21 protein-coding genes are annotated in these 18,026 nt (G+C 70.7%); 11 read left to right on the top strand and 10 right to left on the bottom strand.

Annotation, left to right across the window (positions count from 1 at the left end; genetic code table 11):
• Positions 1-28: 28 nt before the first annotated feature.
• Entirely contained in the window at positions 29-430 is a 402-nt protein-coding gene (locus tag QT196_RS25295) for a hypothetical protein (protein WP_168481107.1), read from the bottom strand.
• Between the two features lie 157 nt (positions 431-587).
• Between QT196_RS25295 and QT196_RS25290 the strand changes: the two genes are divergently transcribed.
• Positions 588-1,247, top strand: coding sequence for an ATP-binding protein (locus tag QT196_RS25290; RefSeq protein ID WP_168481106.1), 660 nt, complete (start codon positions 588-590; stop codon positions 1,245-1,247).
• A gap of 272 nt (positions 1,248-1,519) precedes the next feature.
• Here QT196_RS25290 and QT196_RS25285 read toward each other — a convergent pair whose 3' ends face one another.
• Positions 1,520-2,317 (bottom strand): SigE family RNA polymerase sigma factor, encoded by a 798-nt coding sequence (locus tag QT196_RS25285; protein WP_168481105.1) that lies wholly within the window; start codon positions 2,315-2,317, stop codon positions 1,520-1,522.
• A 225-nt stretch (positions 2,318-2,542) separates the two neighbouring features.
• Between QT196_RS25285 and afsQ1 the strand changes: the two genes are divergently transcribed.
• The 5 genes from afsQ1 (at position 2,543) to QT196_RS25260 (ending at position 6,504) form a co-directional block, all read left to right on the top strand.
• Positions 2,543-3,220, top strand: coding sequence for a two-component system response regulator AfsQ1 (gene afsQ1 / locus QT196_RS25280; RefSeq protein ID WP_026169550.1), 678 nt, complete (start codon positions 2,543-2,545; stop codon positions 3,218-3,220).
• A complete protein-coding gene (locus QT196_RS25275; RefSeq protein ID WP_290355757.1) occupies positions 3,217-5,004 on the top strand; it encodes a HAMP domain-containing sensor histidine kinase in 1,788 nt (595 codons plus the stop codon). Before afsQ1 ends, QT196_RS25275 begins: the two co-directional genes overlap by 4 nt.
• A complete protein-coding gene (locus tag QT196_RS25270; protein WP_248001300.1) occupies positions 5,001-5,627 on the top strand; it encodes a hypothetical protein in 627 nt (208 codons plus the stop codon). The genes QT196_RS25275 and QT196_RS25270 overlap by 4 nt, the downstream gene beginning before the upstream one ends.
• Positions 5,628-5,693: 66 nt before the next feature.
• A complete protein-coding gene (locus QT196_RS25265) occupies positions 5,694-6,248 on the top strand; it encodes a VanZ family protein (protein ID WP_229894021.1) in 555 nt (184 codons plus the stop codon).
• A 43-nt stretch (positions 6,249-6,291) separates the two neighbouring features.
• A complete protein-coding gene (locus tag QT196_RS25260; RefSeq protein WP_290355756.1) occupies positions 6,292-6,504 on the top strand; it encodes a PspC domain-containing protein in 213 nt (70 codons plus the stop codon).
• A 161-nt stretch (positions 6,505-6,665) separates the two neighbouring features.
• Here the strand turns inward: QT196_RS25260 and QT196_RS25255 are convergent, their stop codons facing one another.
• Complete coding sequence (locus QT196_RS25255) at positions 6,666-6,941, bottom strand: hypothetical protein (protein ID WP_168481102.1); 276 nt, start codon at positions 6,939-6,941, stop codon at positions 6,666-6,668.
• A gap of 141 nt (positions 6,942-7,082) precedes the next feature.
• Positions 7,083-8,243, bottom strand: coding sequence for an adenosine deaminase (locus tag QT196_RS25250; protein WP_168481101.1), 1,161 nt, complete (start codon positions 8,241-8,243; stop codon positions 7,083-7,085).
• Positions 8,244-8,346: 103 nt separating this feature from the next.
• On the opposite strand from QT196_RS25250, the gene QT196_RS25245 reads away from it, so the two are divergent.
• On the top strand, positions 8,347-9,162 hold the full coding sequence (locus QT196_RS25245) for an alpha/beta hydrolase (protein WP_290355755.1): 816 nt from the start codon (positions 8,347-8,349) through the stop codon (positions 9,160-9,162).
• A 112-nt stretch (positions 9,163-9,274) separates the two neighbouring features.
• On the opposite strand, the gene QT196_RS25240 is transcribed toward QT196_RS25245, so the two are convergent.
• Entirely contained in the window at positions 9,275-10,258 is a 984-nt protein-coding gene (locus QT196_RS25240; protein WP_290355754.1) for a LysR family transcriptional regulator, read from the bottom strand.
• Between the two features lie 95 nt (positions 10,259-10,353).
• Here QT196_RS25240 and QT196_RS25235 point away from each other — a divergent pair, with 95 nt between their 5' ends.
• Positions 10,354-11,670: an MFS transporter gene (locus tag QT196_RS25235; protein ID WP_168481099.1), complete on the top strand. Its 1,317-nt coding sequence runs from the start codon at positions 10,354-10,356 to the stop codon at positions 11,668-11,670.
• A 66-nt stretch (positions 11,671-11,736) separates the two neighbouring features.
• Here QT196_RS25235 and QT196_RS25230 read toward each other — a convergent pair whose 3' ends face one another.
• The 3 genes from QT196_RS25230 to QT196_RS25220 all read right to left on the bottom strand — a co-directional run bounded on the left by QT196_RS25230 (position 11,737) and on the right by QT196_RS25220 (position 14,286).
• Entirely contained in the window at positions 11,737-12,330 is a 594-nt protein-coding gene (locus QT196_RS25230; RefSeq protein WP_266733889.1) for a Uma2 family endonuclease, read from the bottom strand.
• Positions 12,331-12,457: 127 nt separating this feature from the next.
• Entirely contained in the window at positions 12,458-13,735 is a 1,278-nt protein-coding gene (locus tag QT196_RS25225; RefSeq protein WP_290355753.1) for a thymidine phosphorylase, read from the bottom strand.
• Positions 13,687-14,286: a hypothetical protein gene (locus tag QT196_RS25220; protein WP_290355752.1), complete on the bottom strand. Its 600-nt coding sequence runs from the start codon at positions 14,284-14,286 to the stop codon at positions 13,687-13,689. Before QT196_RS25220 ends, QT196_RS25225 begins: the two co-directional genes overlap by 49 nt.
• A gap of 249 nt (positions 14,287-14,535) precedes the next feature.
• Between QT196_RS25220 and QT196_RS25215 the strand changes: the two genes are divergently transcribed.
• On the top strand, positions 14,536-15,555 hold the full coding sequence (locus tag QT196_RS25215; RefSeq protein WP_290355751.1) for a hypothetical protein: 1,020 nt from the start codon (positions 14,536-14,538) through the stop codon (positions 15,553-15,555).
• A gap of 15 nt (positions 15,556-15,570) precedes the next feature.
• On the opposite strand, the gene QT196_RS39405 is transcribed toward QT196_RS25215, so the two are convergent.
• A complete protein-coding gene (locus tag QT196_RS39405; protein WP_356948503.1) occupies positions 15,571-15,867 on the bottom strand; it encodes an MvdC/MvdD family ATP grasp protein in 297 nt (98 codons plus the stop codon).
• 26 nt (positions 15,868-15,893) lie between these two features.
• Positions 15,894-16,430: a putative ATP-grasp-modified RiPP gene (tgmA, locus tag QT196_RS25210; protein ID WP_290355750.1), complete on the bottom strand. Its 537-nt coding sequence runs from the start codon at positions 16,428-16,430 to the stop codon at positions 15,894-15,896.
• Between the two features lie 334 nt (positions 16,431-16,764).
• Here tgmA and QT196_RS25205 point away from each other — a divergent pair, with 334 nt between their 5' ends.
• Entirely contained in the window at positions 16,765-17,520 is a 756-nt protein-coding gene (locus QT196_RS25205; protein WP_290355749.1) for a DUF5919 domain-containing protein, read from the top strand.
• Positions 17,513-17,980, top strand: coding sequence for an NUDIX domain-containing protein (locus QT196_RS25200; RefSeq protein WP_290355748.1), 468 nt, complete (start codon positions 17,513-17,515; stop codon positions 17,978-17,980). Before QT196_RS25205 ends, QT196_RS25200 begins: the two co-directional genes overlap by 8 nt.
• The last annotated feature ends 46 nt before the right edge of the window (positions 17,981-18,026 follow it).

The raw sequence follows: 18,026 nt of genomic DNA, 5'->3' as shown, positions 1-18,026 counted from the left end.
TACCGGACCGCGGCCCGGCCGCGTCCGTTCACCCCGGCAGCACCCTCGTCACCGTCCCCACCAGCGGCAGGTCCTTGAGCGCGGCGCCGTTCGAGAGGGCGCCGGTCAGCAGAGTGGTGCCCACCGGCTTGAAGTCGGCGATCTGGGTGCTCACCGCATTGGCGAGCGGGTCGACGGAGGTGTTGGCCAGCGGGTCCAGCTTCAGGTTCTTGACCGGGCCGAGGCCGCCGGCCGCGGAGTGCAGCAGTGCGCCGGTCAGTCCCGAGGCCGCGGCGCCGGTGTCGGTGGCGAGGTCCGAGGCGGCGGGGGCCGCGCTCGCCGTCGCCGCACCGCCCGCCGCGAGCGCCGCACCGGCGGCGGAAATCACCAGTCCCGCCCGCAGCAGAGCACGCGGAACACGACTGGGCTTGGGACGCGCGTGGGAGGGCATGTGCCACCTGCCTGTGGATCGAAGGGGTTCGAAGTGCTGTGCGAGACAGCGCATTCGGGTAATCAATTGACTGCGTAGCGTAGTTGAGGGGCGGGAGCCGATCCACCTCGCGCGCCAGGGGTACCCCACACGGCGCAATACGCGACAATGGGTGCCCGTGAGCTCCCACACCGCCACCCGGCCGCCCGCCACCAAGCGCCCTGCGGCCCGGGTCGTTCTGCTGACCGGCCCCTCGGGTTCCGGCAAGACGTCCCTGGCCGCCCGCAGCGGCCTCCCCGTCCTCAACCTCGACGACTTCTACAAGGAGGGGACGGACCCGACACTGCCGCAACTGCCCGACGGCGGCGGCGCCGACTGGGACGCGCCGCTGTCCTGGGACGCCGGCGCCGCCCTCGCGGCCATCGACGCACTGTGCCGTACGGGGCGTGCCGACGTTCCGGTGTACGACATCGCGACCAGCGCCCGGGTCGGCGCGTCGGGGCTCGACCTCGGCGGCGCCCCGCTGTTCATCGCGGAGGGCATCTTCGCGGCCGAGGCCATCGCGGACTGCCGGGCCGCGGGGCTGCTGGCCGACGCGCTGTGTCTGCGCGGCCGCCCCACCACCACCTTCCGCCGGCGGCTGGCGCGGGATCTGCGCGAGGGCCGCAAGTCCGCCCCGTATCTCGTCCGTCGGGGCCTGCGGCTGCTGCGCGCCGAGCGGTCGGTCGTCGCCCGGCACACCGCTCTGGGCGCGCACCCCTGTGCCAAGCCGGAGGCGCTGGCCCGGATATCGGCCGCGGGGGCACCGGACGCGGTCGGCGCGGCCGTCCCTTCCTGACGGGACGATTCGGCACCGGACGGGACGGGACCGGACGGGACGGGGCGGGGCCGCGACGGCGCCCGCACGGCACGACGCGCAGACGCGAAGAAGCGGGCTCGGACAGACCCCCCGGCCGTCCGAACCCGCCTTTTCTTCCCCCTGCTCCCCGTGCTTCCCCCGTATCCCCCGATACGCCCGGCCGCCGTGGATCACTCCGCTTCGGCCGGTTCCCCCGTATCCCCGTTTCCCCCCTCGGGCGTTCCCCCTGCCCCCCGGGCTTCCCCCGGTCCTCAGGCCACCAGCTCGCCGAAGGACTCCTCCTCGTCACGGCCGAAGCTGAGGACCTCGTCCTCACGCAGCCGGCGCAGGGCGCGCCAGATGCTCGACTTCACCGTGCCGACACTGATGTTGAGAATGTCCGCGATCTCCGGGTCCGTACGGCCCTCGTAGTAGCGCAGCACCAGCATCGTGCGCTGCGTCTCGGGCAGCCGGACCAGTGCCTGCCACAGCACGGCGCGGAGTTCGGTGCCGCGCATCGCGTCCGCGTCGGCCGCCGTCTCCGGCAGTTCCTCGGTCGGGTACTCGTTGAGCTTGCGCCGGCGCCAGGCGCTGATGTGCAGATTGGTCATGGTGCGGCGCAGATAGCCGCCGAGCGCCGCCTTGTCACTGATCCGGTCCCACGCCCGGAAGGTCGAGAACAGCGCGCTCTGGAGCAGGTCCTCGGCCTCGTAGCGGTCGCCGGTCAGGTGGTAGGCGGTGGCGTACAGGGAGGCGCGGCGCTCCTGGACGTAGGCGGTGAAGGCCGCTTCGGCCTCGGCCGCCTCCGACGCGGAACGCCGTTCCCCCGTGGCCTCCCCGTACTCCGCTCCCCCGGTGGTTCCCCCGTTTTCTCCCCTGTGGGCGGCCTTGCCCCCGTGCCCCGGGTCGATTTCCACCGTCATCGCGTCGATGGCCACCATGAAGGGCGGCCGCTGACGCCCGGTGCTGCGGGTGCAGCCCCGTACGGCACCGGACTTCTCGCCGGACCGGACGACATCGTGGAGTCGCGTGATAACTGCGCTGGAAGTGCTGCCGTGCAGTGTGTTCATCTCGCGCCCCCCGTCGTAGAGCCAGCTCGTTCGGTGTGTTCCGGGTTGTTGATCTCTCCCGGTGACCAAAAGACTGCCAAGCCAGTTTCATCGCGTTGTCCGTCGACTGTCACAGGCCTGTCACAGGCGTCTGGGCGGCGCGTCGCGGGGGCCTCACGCGGTGGGCCTTGTGTACGAGAGCGCCACTTGTCGATGTCCCGGCGTCCCATGGGCCAGAATGGCTGAGTGCCTTTCCTGTTGCTGATCGAGGACGACGACGCCATCCGCACGGCCCTCGAACTCTCGCTGTCGCGCCAGGGTCACCGTGTGGTGACCGCGGCGACGGGCGAGGACGGCCTGAAGCTGCTGCGTGAGCAGCGCCCGGACCTGATCGTGCTGGATGTGATGCTGCCGGGCATCGACGGCTTCGAGGTGTGCCGGCGGATCAGGCGTACGGACCAGCTGCCCATCATCCTGCTCACCGCGCGTAACGACGACATCGACGTCGTGGTGGGGCTGGAGTCCGGCGCCGACGACTATGTCGTCAAACCGGTCCAGGGGCGGGTGCTGGACGCCCGGATCCGGGCCGTGCTGCGCCGCGGCGAGCGGGAGTCCAGTGATTCGGCGACGTTCGGCTCGCTGGTGATCGACCGGTCGGCGATGACGGTCACCAAGAACGGCGAGGATCTGCAACTGACGCCGACCGAACTGCGGTTGCTGCTGGAGCTGAGCCGCCGTCCCGGCCAGGCGCTGTCCCGCCAGCAACTGCTGCGGCTGGTGTGGGAGCACGACTACCTGGGCGACTCGCGCCTGGTGGACGCGTGTGTGCAGCGGCTGCGGGCGAAGGTGGAGGACGTGCCGTCCTCGCCGACCCTGATCCGTACGGTCCGCGGCGTCGGCTACCGGCTGGATTCGCCGCAGTGAGGGAACGTTCCGCGGGCGATACGACGGGCGACAGCGCGGACGCCGGAGCCGGGGACGCGTCCGGGCCCGCGGCGGGACAAGGGATGCAGCGGGTGCTGCGGGGGCTGCGCCGGGCCTCGGGGCTGCTGCGCTGGACCAGTCTGCGGCTGCGGCTGGTCGTGGTCTTCGGGCTGGTGGCGCTGACCGCGGCGGTCTCGGCGTCGGGCATCGCGTACTGGCTCAACCGCAACACCGTTCTGGAGCGCACCCAGAACGCCGTCCTCAACGACTTCCGCAAGTCGCTGGAGGACAGTACGCGGTCGCTGCCGCTGCGGCCGCGGTGTGCCGAACTCCAGGACGCGGCACGGCAGATGGCGGCCGGGCCGCAGGACTACGCGGTGCTGCTGATCGGGGCCGACCGCGAGGGCAAGGCCTGCGCGGCCACCACGAACAAGAATCTGCTGACGCTCGACAGCGTGCCCCTGTCACTGCGTACCGCGGTCGACGAGGTGCGCCCGGTCGACGAGTCCAACCGCTACGCGCACCACCTGTACTGGCAGCGCAAGGAGGTCGGGGACGCCCCCTACCTCGTCGCCGGGGCGAAGGTGATCGGCGGCGGGCCCACCGGCTACATGATCAAGTCGCTGGCCACCGAGCGGCAGGACCTCAACTCGCTGGCCTGGTCGCTGGGGATCGCGACCGCGCTCGCGCTGGTCGGCTCGGCGCTGCTGGCGCAGGCCGCGGCGACGACCGTGCTGCGGCCCGTACAGCGGCTGGGGCATGCCGCGCGGCAGCTGGGCGAGGGTCGGCTGGACACCCGGCTGCGGGTGACCGGCACGGACGAACTGGCCGATCTGTCCCGGACGTTCAACCGTACGGCGGAGCGTCTGGAGCACCGGGTCGAGGAGCTGAGCGGGCGCGAGGCGGCGTCCCGGCGGTTCGTCGCCGATATGTCGCACGAGCTGCGGACGCCGCTGACCGCGATCACCGCGGTCTCCGAGGTGCTGGAGGAGGAGGCGGACTCCCTCGACCCGATGATCGCGCCGGCCGTGCAGCTGGTGGTCAGCGAGACCCGGCGGCTGAACGACCTCGTGGAGAACCTGATGGAGGTCACCCGCTTCGACGCGGGGACGGCCCGGCTGGTGCTGGACGACGTCGATGTCGCGGACCAGGTGACCGCCTGTGTGGACGCCAGGGCCTGGCTGGACGCGGTCGAGCTGGACGCGGACCGCGGCATCGTGGCCCGTCTGGACCCGCGGCGGCTCGATGTGATCCTGGCGAATCTGATCGGCAACGCCCTCAAGCACGGCGGCTCGCCGGTGCGGGTCTCGGTGCACACCGAGGAGGTGCCGGGGGACGGTGCGGGCGGCAAGACGGGCAGCACGGCGGTCACCGGCGGCCCGGCCGCGCCCCACCCGTCCGGCGGCCCGGAAGCCGGTACGGAGCAGGAGGTTCCGGAGCGGTCCGGGGAGGAGCCGGACGCGGGGCCCGGGGGCGGCGAGCTGGTGATCCGCGTACGGGATCACGGCCCCGGCATCCCGGAAGAAGTCCTTCCGCATGTCTTCGACCGCTTCTACAAGGCGAGCGCCTCCCGGCCACGGTCGGAGGGCAGCGGTCTGGGCCTGTCGATCGCGCTGGAGAACGCACATATCCACGGCGGGGAGATCACCGCGGCCAACCTCCCCGAGGGCGGCGCGGTCTTCACCCTGCGGCTGCCGATGGACGCCACACCGCTGACGGACGGCGACCGCAGGGACCGCGGCACGGCCCGCGCGGCCGACGAGGGCACGGAGGACGGGCGATGACGCCGATCAGGCGGACGGGGCGGCGCACCGCCGCCGTGGCGGCGCTCGCGCTCGCCGCCGCGGGCTGCGGCATCCGGGGCACGTCGGTGCCGGTCGACGCGGGTGGCGCGCCCTCGCGGGTGAGCTGCAAGGCCCCGGCGAGCGAGCCGGCCCCGAACCCGCCCGGCAGGTCCCAGGCCACCGTCTATCTGGTGTGCGGTTCGGCGCTGGCCCAGGTGGAGCGGGCGGTGTCGCTGCCCAAGGGCTCGGCGGACACCGATCCGCGGCTGCCGGCCGCCCGTGCGCTGTTGAAGGAGCTCCAGCGGCGGCCGTCGGCCGACGAGGACCGGGCCGGCTTCAGCACCGCGCTCCCCCAGGACCTGAAGGTCACGGCGCCGCGCGCGGGCGATGCCGCGGACACCCTGCGGCTGAGCATCCGGCCGGAGGATCTGCCGTCGTTCGCGCTGGCGCAGCTGGTGTGCACCTACGGCGCGAGCCCGGCGCTGGGCAAGCAGCACGCGGCGGTGCTCGGCGGACCGGGCGACGCCACCGCGCACCGCTACGACTGCTCGGCGGATGTGCTGGCCAATCCCGACATAGCGGAGAACGCCGGGTGGGGCGACCCGTTGGCGGAAGAGGACTGACCCGGCGGAGCAAGGCGGGCGCAATTGGGCGGAACCGCGGCCACCGCCGGTCGCGTCCTGGCCTGTGTGCAGCGTCATGGCCCCGGCACCACCGCCGTTCCCCGTATGCGCGTCACCGGACTTCTCCTCCTTGTGGCGCATCTGTCGATCGTCGCCTGGCTGACGTTGCGTCCCCGCACGGTGCCCTGGGTGTCCGCGACGAATCTCGAACCGCTGGCGACGATCCGGGCCGAGCTGGCGCACGGACCGTCGTGGGAGGTCGTACAGCATCTGGGCGGCTCGGTGCTGCTGCTGGCGCCGCTGGGCGTGCTGCTGCCGCTCTCGGCCGGCCGGCTGAACGTTTCGCCGCTGGTGTCGCTGACCCGCACGGTGTTCGCCGGCGCGATGATCTCGCTGGCCATCGAGCTGCTCCAGTCAGGGGTGCCCGGCCGGGTCCCGGACATCGATTCGGTGCTGCTCGCCTCCCTCGGCGTGGCCCTGGCGCACCTGGCGGTCGTCCCCGGGGCGCGGCGCCGGCTGCGTCGGCGGTACGGGGATCTCGGGGAGGTAACCCCGAGGATCCCCAGGGTTGAACTGGCCCCGCAGGCTGATGTCCTCTCCGGCAGCCGGACCTACCTTTGAGACATCGGGCAAACGCCCACCGAGTCGCAAAGGAGCCGCCGTCATGACCGCCGCACTGGTCCGCCCCAGCAACAACCGAATGATCGCCGGAGTGTGCGCGGGCCTGGCCCGTCGCTTCGGAACGACGCCGAAGACGATGCGTGTGCTGTTCGTGGTGTCGTGTCTGCTGCCCGGCCCGCAGTTCCTGATCTACCTGGCGCTGTGGATACTCCTCCCCTCGGAGGACAAGGCCGCCACCGGCGCCGCCGCCTGGTGACCCGGCCGGCCGCCGGACCGTCCGCCCGGCCCGGGCCCGGACCGGCGCCCCGCCGCCCGGTTCCCTGACGGCACATGACGATGCCCCGACCGTACGCACGAGGGCGTTCGGCCGGGGCACGGCGCAGAAGGTGTCCCTAGGGGACGAGCCGCGTGGCGGGATCAGCCACCCAGGGGGAGGGTCTTGGTGACGGCGCTGGTCGGCAGGCCGCCCAGCAGCTTGTTGCCCTGGGAGTTGAGCTTGGTCTTGACGTCGTTGCCGGCCGGCTTGGCCTTGGTGAGCCCGGAGACGGTCTTGGTGGCGTCCTTCACCGGCAGGCTCTTCAGCACCCCGGCGGTGTCGACCGACGGGGCCGCGCTGGCGACGCCCGCGGCGGTGACGACAAAAGCGGCACCGAGCGCGACGGTACCGAGAGTCTTGATGGTTCCCTGCTTCATCGAATTACGTCCTCGTGATGGGGGCTTGACCGGCAAATCAACCTACTGAGGCGGCAACCGGCGCCGCAAACAGCCACGACGAAAGAAAAAACGGCCGGTGGACATTCCACCGGCCGTTGCGCTATAGGCTCGCCTGAGCCCTTACGCAGGGTCAGAAGCGCTGTTCGCAGGGGGCGTTGTGACCGCCGGACGGAACAGCCATTCGGCCCGGAGTTCCGCGTAACCGGGCTTGATGACGTCATTGATCATGGCCAGACGTTCATCGAAAGGAATGAACGCTGATTTCATCGCATTGACTGTAAACCACTGCATGTCATCGAGCGTGTATCGAAATGTCTTGACCAGGTGATCGAATTCCTCGGACATGCTGGTGTGGCTCATCAGCCGGTTGTCGGTGTTGACCGTGAGCCGGAACTGCAGGCGGCGCAGCAGGCCGATGGGGTGCTCGGCGTAGGAGGGGGCGGCGCCGGTCTGGAGGTTGGAGGTCGGGCACATCTCCAGCGGGATGCGCTTGTCCCGCACGTACGAGGCGAGCCGGCCGAGCTTGACCGAGCCGTCGTCGGCGACCTCGATGTCGTCGATGATCCGGACCCCGTGGCCGAGGCGGTCGGCGCCGCACCACTGGAGGGCCTGCCAGATCGACGGCAGGCCGAAGGCCTCACCGGCGTGGATGGTGAAGTGGTTGTTCTCCCGCTTGAGGTACTCGAACGCGTCGAGGTGGCGGGTGGGCGGGTAGCCGGCTTCGGCGCCCGCGATGTCGAAGCCGACGACGCCGGTGTCCCGGTAGCGGTTGGCGAGTTCGGCGATCTCCAGGGCGCGGGCGGCGTGCCGCATGGCGGTCAGCAGCGCGCCGACGCGGATGCGGTGCCCCTTCTCGCGGGCCCGCCGCTCGCCCTCGCGGAAGCCCTCGTTGACCGCCTCGACGACCTCTTCGAGGGTCAGGCCCTGCTCCAGGTGCTGCTCGGGCGCGTACCTGACCTCGGCGTAGACCACACCGTCGGCGGCCAGGTCCTCGGCGCATTCGGCGGCCACCCGGGCCAGTGCGTCGCGGGTCTGCATGACGGCGCAGGTGTGGGCGAAGGTCTCCAGGTAGCGCTCCAGCGAGCCGGAGTCCGACGCCTCGCGGAACCAGACCCCGAGCTTCTCCGGGTCGGTCTCGGGCAGTCCCTCGTAGCCGTTCTCGCGGGCCAGCTCGACGATGGTGGCCGGGCGCAGGCCGCCGTCGAGGTGATCGTGGAGCAGCACCTTGGGGGCGCGGCGGATCTGTTCACTGGTCGGCAGGGTGGTGGTCTCGCTCGTCATTTCGGCACTCTAGCCCCTACGCGCGTAGATCTCATCGAACGATACATAACAGTGACCCGTCCGCGGGATGGCCTGCAGGCCTCCTTCTGCCATCGTTCTGCTCATGGCTCAGCAAGCACTTCCGGTGCGTGAGGCCCGGCTGGGAAAACCGCTGGGAACGGCCGGCAAGGAGGGGGCGCGCGAAGCGCTCCGGTGGAAGGGCGGCAGGCGGGGCACCGGCCGGGAGGTGAGCGGTGTCGCGCTTTTACTGCCCGGCGGCGGACCGACCGGGGTACGGCGCCCGTCGCCGGTGGCGGCGCTGGCGGTGCGCCCGCTGGCGGTCCGGCTGGCGAAGGCGGGACGCCCTGAGGGCCTGACGGCCCATGTCGTGCGCTATCGCTGTCACGGCTGGAACGGGGCCGCGGCCCATCCGGCGCGGGACGCGGAATGGGCGCTGGAGGAGGTGGTCCGCCGCTACGGCGATGTCCCGGTCTGCCTCGTCGGTACGGGCATGGGCGCCCGCGCCGCCCTGCACGCCGCGGGCCATCCGGCCGTCAACTCCGTACTGGCGATCGCCCCTTGGCTGCCCGACCCGCACCGGGACAGCGAGCACCCCGATCCGGTGAAACAGCTCATCGGCCGCCAGGTCCTGCTCGTCCACGGCACCAACGACGAACGCACCGACCCCGATCTCTCCTACCGCTACGCCGAGCGCGCCAAGAAGGTCAACCGCGACATCTGCCGCTTCGAGGTGCACTCCGACGGCCACTCGCTGCATCAGCACCGTGCCGAAGTCCTGGCCCTGGCAACGGACTTCGTGCTCGGCTCGCTGTTCGCCCGGGGCTACGCCCGCCCGGTGAAGGACGCGCTGGCCGCGCCGCCGCCACTGGGTCTGCGGATGCCGCTGGCGGCGGGGTTCGGGGCGTCGTTGCGGCAGTGAGGGCCGGGAGCCCGGCCGGTGCACCCGGCATCCGGCACCCGTCGCCCGGCACCCGGCGGTGGGCTGGTCGGGCCGCCGCCGGGTCTGCGGAGGCAACTGGCGGCCACGCCCCTCACCTGGGCAGCAACCGCCCCCGTCGGCTCAGCAGGAACTTCTTGAACTCGGCCACCGGTGGGGTGTCCGGGTGGCCGTCGAGCCAGGCGACGCCGATCTCGCGGACCGCGCGCGGTGCCGTCACGGTCAGCTCGGCGACGCCGGGGCGGGGGACGGGCGGCGGCGGGAGCAGGGCCACGCCCAGCCCGGCCGCGACCAGGCCGCGCAGCGTCTCGGCCTCCTCCCCCTCGAACGCGACCCGCGGCGTGAAGCCCGCCTCGGCGCAGAGCGCGTCGGTGATCCGGCGCAGCCCGTAGCCCGGTTCGAGGGTCACGAACAGCTCCCCGGCGGCCTCCGCGAGCCGGATCCGCTTACGGGCGGCCAGCGGATGATCGTCCGGGACGACCAGGCGCAGCTTCTGCTCATCGAGCCGGCGGGCGACCAGGTCCGGGTAGTCGGGCACCGGCGAGGTCAGACACAGATCGAGGTCGCCGGCCCGCAGCCGCTCGATCATGGCCTCGCCGTAGTTCTGGACGAGCTGGAAGCGGACGCGCGGATGGTCGGCGCGGAAGCTGCGGATCAGGCCGGGCACGGTCTCCGGTCCGAGGGTGTGCAGAAAGCCGAACGCCACCTTCCCGGCCGCCGGATCGACATCGGCCCGTACGGACTCCGTCGCCCGCTCCAGGTCCGTCAACGCCCGCTCGGTGGCGGCGAGAAAGGCGCGGCCGGCCGGAGTGAGGGAGAGGGTGCGGCCGTGCCGGGCGAAGAGGGCGACGCCGAGGTCCTCCTCCAGCCGGACGATGGCCCGGCTGAGCGTCGGCTGCGGCATGCCGAGCTCCTGCGCGGCGCGGGTGACGTGCTCGTGCCGGGCGACGGCGGTGAATTGGGCGAGCCGCGGGGCGAGTGTCACCGCCCACGAGTCGGCGCCCAGCTCGGCCACCTCGCCCGCGTCCGCCCCGGCGCGACCCGAATCAGCGATGTCTTTTCTGTTGCGACCTTGCAACAGAGGCCCTTGCGACCTGGGATCATGTGCCACAGCATCGATTATGCCGTTTCCATGCATTGGACGCATGAAACACAGAGGCCTACTTTCGAAACATGCCTCCCGCTGATACCGGGGCGTCCGTCATCGACCGTGCGGCCGCCTCTCCCCAGTCCTCCCCTGACTCCTCTCCCGCCGCCGCGCCCGACCCCGAAGCGGGCAAGCTGCGGCCGGGCGGCCCCGGCTATCGCCGGATGAGCTTCGCCCTCTTCGCCGCCGGAGTGGCGACCTTCGCCCTCCTCTACTCCACGCAGGCGCTGCTGCCCGCGATCTCCGCCGACCTCGGGGTGAGCCCGGACCAGGCGAGCTGGACCGTGTCCGCGGCGACCTTCGGCCTGGCGCTCGGTGTGATCCCGCTGAGCGCGGTCTCCGAGCGCTTCGGCCGGCGCACGCTGATGATGTGGTCCCTCGCGGTGGCCGCGCTGCTCGCGATGCTGGTGCCGTTCGCCCCGTCGCTCGGTGCGCTGATCGCGCTGCGCGGCCTTCAGGGCGTCGCCCTGGCCGGACTGCCGGCCTCGGCGATGGCGTTCCTGGCGGAGGAGGTACGCGCGAAGGCGCTGGTGGCGGCCATCGGACTGTTCGTGGCGGGCAACAGCATCGGCGGGATGTCCGGCCGGATCGTGACCGGCTGGGTCGCCCAGGCGTGGGGCTGGCGGGCGGCGCTCGCCGCGGTGGGTGTGCTGGCCGTGGTGTGCGCGGTGGCCTTCCGGCTGCTGGTGCCCAAGGCCCGGCACTTCGTGTCCCGTTCGGTGGGCCCGCGGGCGCTGGCCCGTACGCTCGGCAGCCACCTCGCCGACCCGCTGCTGCGCCGTCTCTACGCCATCGGCGGGCTGTTCATGACGGTCTTCGGCGCGGTCTACACGGTCATCGGCTACCGCCTGGTCTCCGAACCGTTCAACCTCCCGCAGGGCATCGTCGGTTCGATCTTCGTGGTCTATCTGGTCGGTACGGTCTCCTCGGCCGCGGCCGGCAAGCTGGTCGCCCGGGTGGGCCGCCGGGGCGCCCTGTACCTGGCCGTCGGTACGACCTCGACGGGTCTGCTGCTGACGCTCTCCGACTCGGTGGGCGCGGTGCTGGCGGGCCTGATCCTGATCACCGCCGGTTTCTTCGCGGGCCATGCGGTGGCCTCGTCCTCGGTCAGCCGCACCGCCAAGACGGCGCGCGCCCAGGCCTCGGCGCTGTACCAGTGCGCGTACTACGTCGGCAGCAGCCTGGGCGGCGCGCTCGGCGCCGCCGCCTTCCACGCCGTCGGCTGGGAGGGCACCGTCCTCCTCGGCCTCGCCGCGATGCTCGGCGCCGCCTCGATCACCCTCTACGCCACCCGCAAGGCCGTCGCCGAACGCCGCCTCCTCCACCTGGAGAAGGCCGCGTAACGCCCACGCCCCGCAGTCCGAAGGGCCCGTCCCTCCACCTGTCCTGGTGGGGCGGGCTCTTCGTCGTCAACTGACGCGAAAGAGCGACGTGTCGATGGTCATGTCGAACGGCTCGGGGAGGTGGAGCCGCTCACCGAGGCGTGCGGAGCGCTGGTTGCGGTAGCGCGTGTGATCCGGCTCGCCATGGAGAGTGGCGGTCGGGCCGTCGGGCGACCAGAGGTCGATGAGCAGGTAGAGCGGTACGCCTGCGGAGGCGTATCCGGCGGGTTTATGGAGCCGGTCGTGGACCGCAGAGGTCATTGAGGTGATCTCGACGACCAGTTCGGCAGCCGCGGCAGGGATGAAGCGCCCTGGGCCCCGAACCACGGAATCGGGGGCCACAACGAGGTTGGGGACGTAGAGGCCCTTGCGGGCGGGAACAGCCAGGGCGAGTTTCTGGTAGGCGCCTCGGTTCTCAGGGAGCGCCTGCTGGTACAGGGCGCGGCTGAGCTCGGCGACGATCACGTTCTGCCGGACATCGCGCGGCGGGGCGACGGTGACGATGCCGTCCACGATCTCCACCATGCAGCCCTCAGGCGCCTCGGTGTCCTCCCAGATGCGGACCAGGGCGTCCCAGACGCGGCCCTCCTCTGGGAAATGCTCGGCGGTGAGTGCGATCACTGCGGGCTCCTCGGCTTCGACACGTACAGCCGACTCCACCACGCCGAACGGGACCCGCGGCTGTCCGCAGATCCCGTTCACTCGTACGAGCCCCGTCAACAACAGCCTCCGGCCGGAAAACCCCAGGTCAGGCAATACGCTCCAGCACCACCGGAGTGGTGGCGAAGGCCGCGTCCTCGGGGCCGATGAGCACGCCGCCGTCGAGGGCCTCCAGGGCGTAGGCGAACTTCTCCGGGGTGTCGGTGTGCAGGGTCAGCAGGGGCTGGCCGGCGGTGACGGTGTCGCCGGGCTTGGCGTGGAGTTCGATACCCGCGCCGGCCTGGACCGGGTCCTCCCTGCGGGCGCGGCCGGCGCCCAGGCGCCAGGCGGCGAGGCCGACGGCGTAGGCGTCGAGGGTGGTGAGTGTGCCGGAGGAGGCTGCGGTGACGACATGCTGTTCGCGGGCCACGGGGAGGGCCGCGTCGGGGTCGCCGCCCTGGGCCGCGATCATGCGGCGCCAGTGGTCCATGGCGGACCCGTCGGCCAGTGCCTTGGCCGGGTCGGCGTCCTTGAGCCCGGCCGCGTCGAGCATTTCGCGGGCGAGGGCGAGGGTCAGCTCGACGACGTCCTGGGGGCCGCCGCCGGCCAGCACCTCGACAGATTCCCGGACTTCCAGGGCGTTGCCTGCGGTGAGACCGAGCGGGGTGGCCATGTCGGTGAGCAGGGCGACCGTCCGCACGCCGTGGTCGGTACCCAACTCGACCATCGTGGAGGCCAGTTCGCGGGCGTTGTCGAGGTCCTTCATGAACGCGCCGGAGCCGACCTTGACGTCCAGGACGAGGGAGCCGGTGCCCTCGGCGATCTTCTTGGACATGATCGAGGACGCGATGAGCGGGATGGACTCGACGGTGCCGGTGACATCGCGGAGCGCGTAGAGCTTCTTGTCGGCGGGCGCGAGGCCGTCACCCGCGGCACAGATGACGGAGCCGACGTCGCGGAGGACGTTCAGCATCTCGTCGTTGGAGAGCGTCGCGCGCCAGCCGGGGATGGCTTCGAGCTTGTCGAGGGTGCCGCCGGTGTGGCCGAGGCCCCGGCCGGAGAGCTGCGGGACGGCGGCACCGCAGGCGGCCACGAGCGGGGCGAGCGGCAGCGTGATCTTGTCACCGACGCCACCGGTGGAGTGCTTGTCGGCGGTGGGCCGCGGCAGGGAGGAGAAGTCCATCCGCTCGCCGGAGGCGATCATGGCAGCGGTCCAGCGGGCGATCTCCGTGCGGTTCATACCGTTGAGGAAAATGGCCATCGCCAGCGACGACATCTGCTCATGAGCGACCTCGCCGCGGGTGTAGGCGTCGATGACCCAGTCGATCTGCTCGGGGGTCAGCTCACCGCGGTCGCGCTTGGTGCGGATGACGGAGATGGCGTCCATGGACGGTTCCTTTCGAACGGGTAGGTACGTTCTACACGCATAGATGCCGGGGTGGCCAGGGAGGGCGGGGAGTGGTCCTGAGGACCGGTCCCCGATGAGCCGCCGGTGTTGCCGCGCAGGTCCACGACCCAGCCCTTCGGGTGGTGACGGTCCAGGTCGCGCACGGCGGCCGCCCCTTCTCGTATGTACCGCCTCTCCGCCTCCGTGCCCCCGTCGGCCTCCGGGACGGTGAGGTGCGCGAAACCCCCGTCGATCAGGCGCCCGGTGGGCACGGGCTCGGCCGGCGCGGCCTCCTGGTCGTGAGTCTCCTCGGCGTCCTGAGGGCGGAGGAAGAAGGTGTGCGGATCCCCCAGCAGGTCGATCACGGCGTCGATGACCCCGTAGGTCTGTTCCGTCGCGGTCGCGTCCGCGATCTGCGCCTCCGCTTCCCGCCGTACCCGCGCCCAGTCCATCCGGTCGCGGTTGAGCGCGTGTTCCTCCAGCAGGTCCAGGACCGCCTCCAGGTAGTCGCGTACCGGTGACGTTCCGCCGGACGGAGCCGCTACGGACATTTCGCCAGCACCCCTGTTTCGGACAAGATCCCTCCCGAGGTCTTCGACGCGTCGAAGCTCAGCGCGTTTCCAGAAGTTCTGTCGGTAATTGGGCGGGAACCAGGGGGCGCTCAGGGGGTGTTGACCGCCTCAGTCGGCTCCTCAGCTCGGCGACAGGCCGGCCGCGGTGCGGCCTTGACGCTGACGCAGCGGCAACTTGGACGATGACGCCGTACGGCAGACACAGTCACCCCACTGGAGGCATTCGTCATGTTGCGCGGCAAGGGCATCCATTACGACACCGGCACCTTTCCCAACGGCGACACGTCGCGCCCCGTCTTCGACGCCCGGGACGCCGAACGGGACATGCGCGTCATCGCGGAGGATCTGCACTGCACCGCTGTCCGTATCACCGGGGGCGATCCGGACCGGATCGAGACCACGGCGCGGTCCGCGGCGGAGGCGGGCCTGGAGGTCTGGTTCTCGCCGTTTCCCTGCGAGCTGTCGAACGCCGAGATGCTGCCGTTGTTCACCGACTGCGCCGAGCGGGCGGAGCGACTGCGGCGCGACGGCGCCGAGGTCGTCCTCGTCACCGGCTGCGAACTCAGCGTGTTCGCCCGTGGCTACCTGCCCGGGGACACCCTGAACGAGCGCATTCCGGTCCTGGCGGGCCCCGGCCGCGAAGCCGCGCTCCAGGGCATCCCCGACAAGGTCAACGCCTTCCTGGGGGAGGTCGTCGACGCCGTGCGGCCCCTCTTCGGCGGCGGCGTGAGCTACGCCTCCTGCCCTCTGGACGGCGTGGACTGGGCCCCGTTCGACATCGTCGGCCTGGACGCCTTCCGTAGCCTGCGCAACGCGGCCACCTACCGCACCGACCTGCGCAAGGAATGCGGCCACGGCAAGCCCGTCGCCATCATGGAGGCCGGCTGCTGCACCTACCGGGGAGCGGGAGAGCACGGCGGCGCCGGCTGGTACATGGCGAGGGAGGCCGACGGCGTCACCCTCAAACCCGGCCTGGTGCGCGACGAGGGCGAGCAGGTCCGCTACCTCGACGATCTCATGACCGTCTTCGAGGAGCAGGGCGTCGATTCCGTCTTCTGGTTCAGCTTCGCCGGTTTCAGCACACCCCACCGGACATCCGGACCGGATGAGGACCTCGTCTCCTACGGCATCGTCAAAGTCCTGGACGAGCACAGCGGCTATCCCGCCGACAAGCGCGCCTACCCCGACATGCCCTGGGAACCGAAGCAAGCGTTCCACGCGCTCGCCACCCGCTACAGGGCCCACTGAGCTTCTTCTCAGTGGTCACCGATCGGGCTCGTGACACGGGCCCGTGACGAGCGAGGCCCCCGGCCGGCCGGCGGTCATCTGCTCAGGAAACTTCGGGCGGGTCGGGCGACGGTAGTAAACGGAGCGGACCGACGCGAGGTCAAGGGTGCGACGGTCGTTGTTCCACGTGCCGTGCCAGCGGTTCCCGCTGAGGCTCGCGGCAAGCGTGAGCCTCAGCGGGAACTCGGCCATATCGGCCCGGAAGACGGGCACGGCGCGCCGGTTCAACTCCTCAACCACCAGATCGCAGGTCGGGTCGAAGCAACCCGCCAGGATGAGAACGTGCCCGGCGCCTTTCCTCAGTCGTCGCTCGGTCCGGGGCCGTCCGGCGCGTCCATCTGACCCGTGGGCGCCGTCGGCCCGTACGTCTTCGGCGGGTTCTTGGTCATGTAGACGCCCGGCGGCAGATCCTCGTAGACGCCGGTCTGGGACTCCTCGTCGTACTCGACCTCACTCGGCGGAATGCCGCCCGTGGCCGGGACGGGCGTGAGGAACCGGAACGCGAAGGGAGCCGGCCCCTCGTGGTCCGACAGCTCCGGCGGGCCGTCATCGTCCGGCACGGGCAGGCGCGCACCCCGGCTCTCCGCGACCCGGCGTACGTTGGCGAGGGAGCTGGCCAATTCCAGGGCCAGCAAGTGGATTTCGCCCGGTGTCCACGCCCGGCCCGCGAGGATGCGGTGCGCCTCTTCGCCGAGTTCGGCTGCGGAGTCGAGCTGCGCCTCCTCCATCTCGTCGGCGAGCCGGGACACGTAGCCGTTCCCGTCGCCTGCGAGAAAGCACGGCTTCCCGTCGAGGCTCGACCAGGGCAGGAGCCGGGGGGTGTCGGTTGGACTCATCAGCCTGCCGCCTCCTGGCCGTGCATGCAGTGCTGAGCGGCTCTGGTGCCGTACGCCGCGGGCAACGAGCCGGCCGACCGATGGCGTCCTCGCGAGGGCAGTAACAGCCGCAACAGCGACGCGACCGCTCTCACGGTGGTTTGGGGCATGTCGTCAACCTCCCAGGGGTTGGTGGCCACGACCCCGACGTACGCCCATTCCTGCGGCGTCGCGGGGGTTGTGCTCTCACGCCCACACTTCCGCGCCTGGTGGCGCGTTCCTACTCCGCTCCACGACCGTTAGACACGGAGAAGACCTACCGTGTGAAGCGTGCCTAACGTCCCAAGGGGTACTTGTGAACGAAGCACTACGCCGCGCCCTGCTACGGGCACACCTGACTGATCGCCAATTAGCCGAGAGGTGTGGCGTCGACATCAAGACCGTAGGCCGATGGATCACCGAGACCGGACGGGTTCCCCATGCTCGACACCGGTGGTCCGTCTGTGAGGCGCTCGGAGAGGACGAGGCGGTGTTGTGGCCAACAGCTGCAAAGAAAGCGATAAAGGTTGGTCCGGACCGCGAGGTCGTTTCCGTCTATCCGTACCGGTCCGGTTGCCCCGCCTCCTTGTGGCGCTCACTGATCACCAAGGCGGAGCGAGAGCTGACCTTCGCGGGATACACCAACTACTTCCTATGGCTCGAACAAGCAAGGTTCGGTACAGCCCTACAGCGGAAGGCTGCCCGGGGGTGCCGGGTTCGGTTTCTTCTCGGCGATCCTGACAGTTGCCTCACACACTCGCGCGAGCGCGATGAAGATGTCGCACTCACCTTGTCGACGCGTATTCGCGTGACCCTCGCCGAGCTGGAGAAGATCAAAAAGCAGCCAGGAATTGATGCGAGGTTCAGTGAGGGGCATGCATATCTCTCCGTGTTCCGCTTCGATGACGACATGATCGTTACGCCGTTGCTGACGCACAGTGTCGGGCACGATGCACCCACCCTGCATCTGCGTCGTCAGCAGGACGACGGCATGTTTGACCGCTTCGCCTCACACGTAGAAGAACTGTGGAGCAGGGGAACTCCGGTGTGGGAAGGCGGCGGCGATGAGTAGGCGCGACTACGAGAACGACCCTCATGCCCCTGCCGCGAACAGCTTGGTTCCGGCGGCATCTGCGGTCGTGGTCGACGACTCCGGGCGCGTGCTGCTTCAGCGTCGGCGCGACAATGACATGTGGGCACTTCCCGGTGGCGTCATGAATATTGGCGAGTCACTGCCGGACTGCGCCGTTCGGGAGACCCGCGAAGAGACCGGGTTCCATGTCGCGATCGTGGGCATCGTCGGCACCTACACCAACCCCCATCACGTCTTCGCCTACGACGATGGCGAAGTGCGGCAAGAGTTCTCCATCTGCTTCCTGGCGAGACCGTTGGGTGGGCAGCTGGCGGTGTCCGAAGAATCAACGGACGTCCGATGGTTTGAGCCCGGAGAAATTAATGCGCTTCCGATGGTGCCCAGCATCCGAAAGCGTCTGAACGACTGGCGCGACGGCAATATGCCCGCCACTCGCTGAAACCCGCCCCTGCGCCGACTCTCACACCGCGAACTGCCCCGCAGTG

Origin of the sequence: Streptomyces sp. P9-2B-2 (genome assembly GCF_030406865.1) — a bacterium.
In the GTDB taxonomy this organism is placed as follows: Bacteria; Actinomycetota; Actinomycetes; order Streptomycetales; family Streptomycetaceae; genus Streptomyces; species Streptomyces platensis.
Note: the sequence above shows the minus strand (reverse complement) of the source record. Positions and strands in the feature narration are given on the sequence as shown.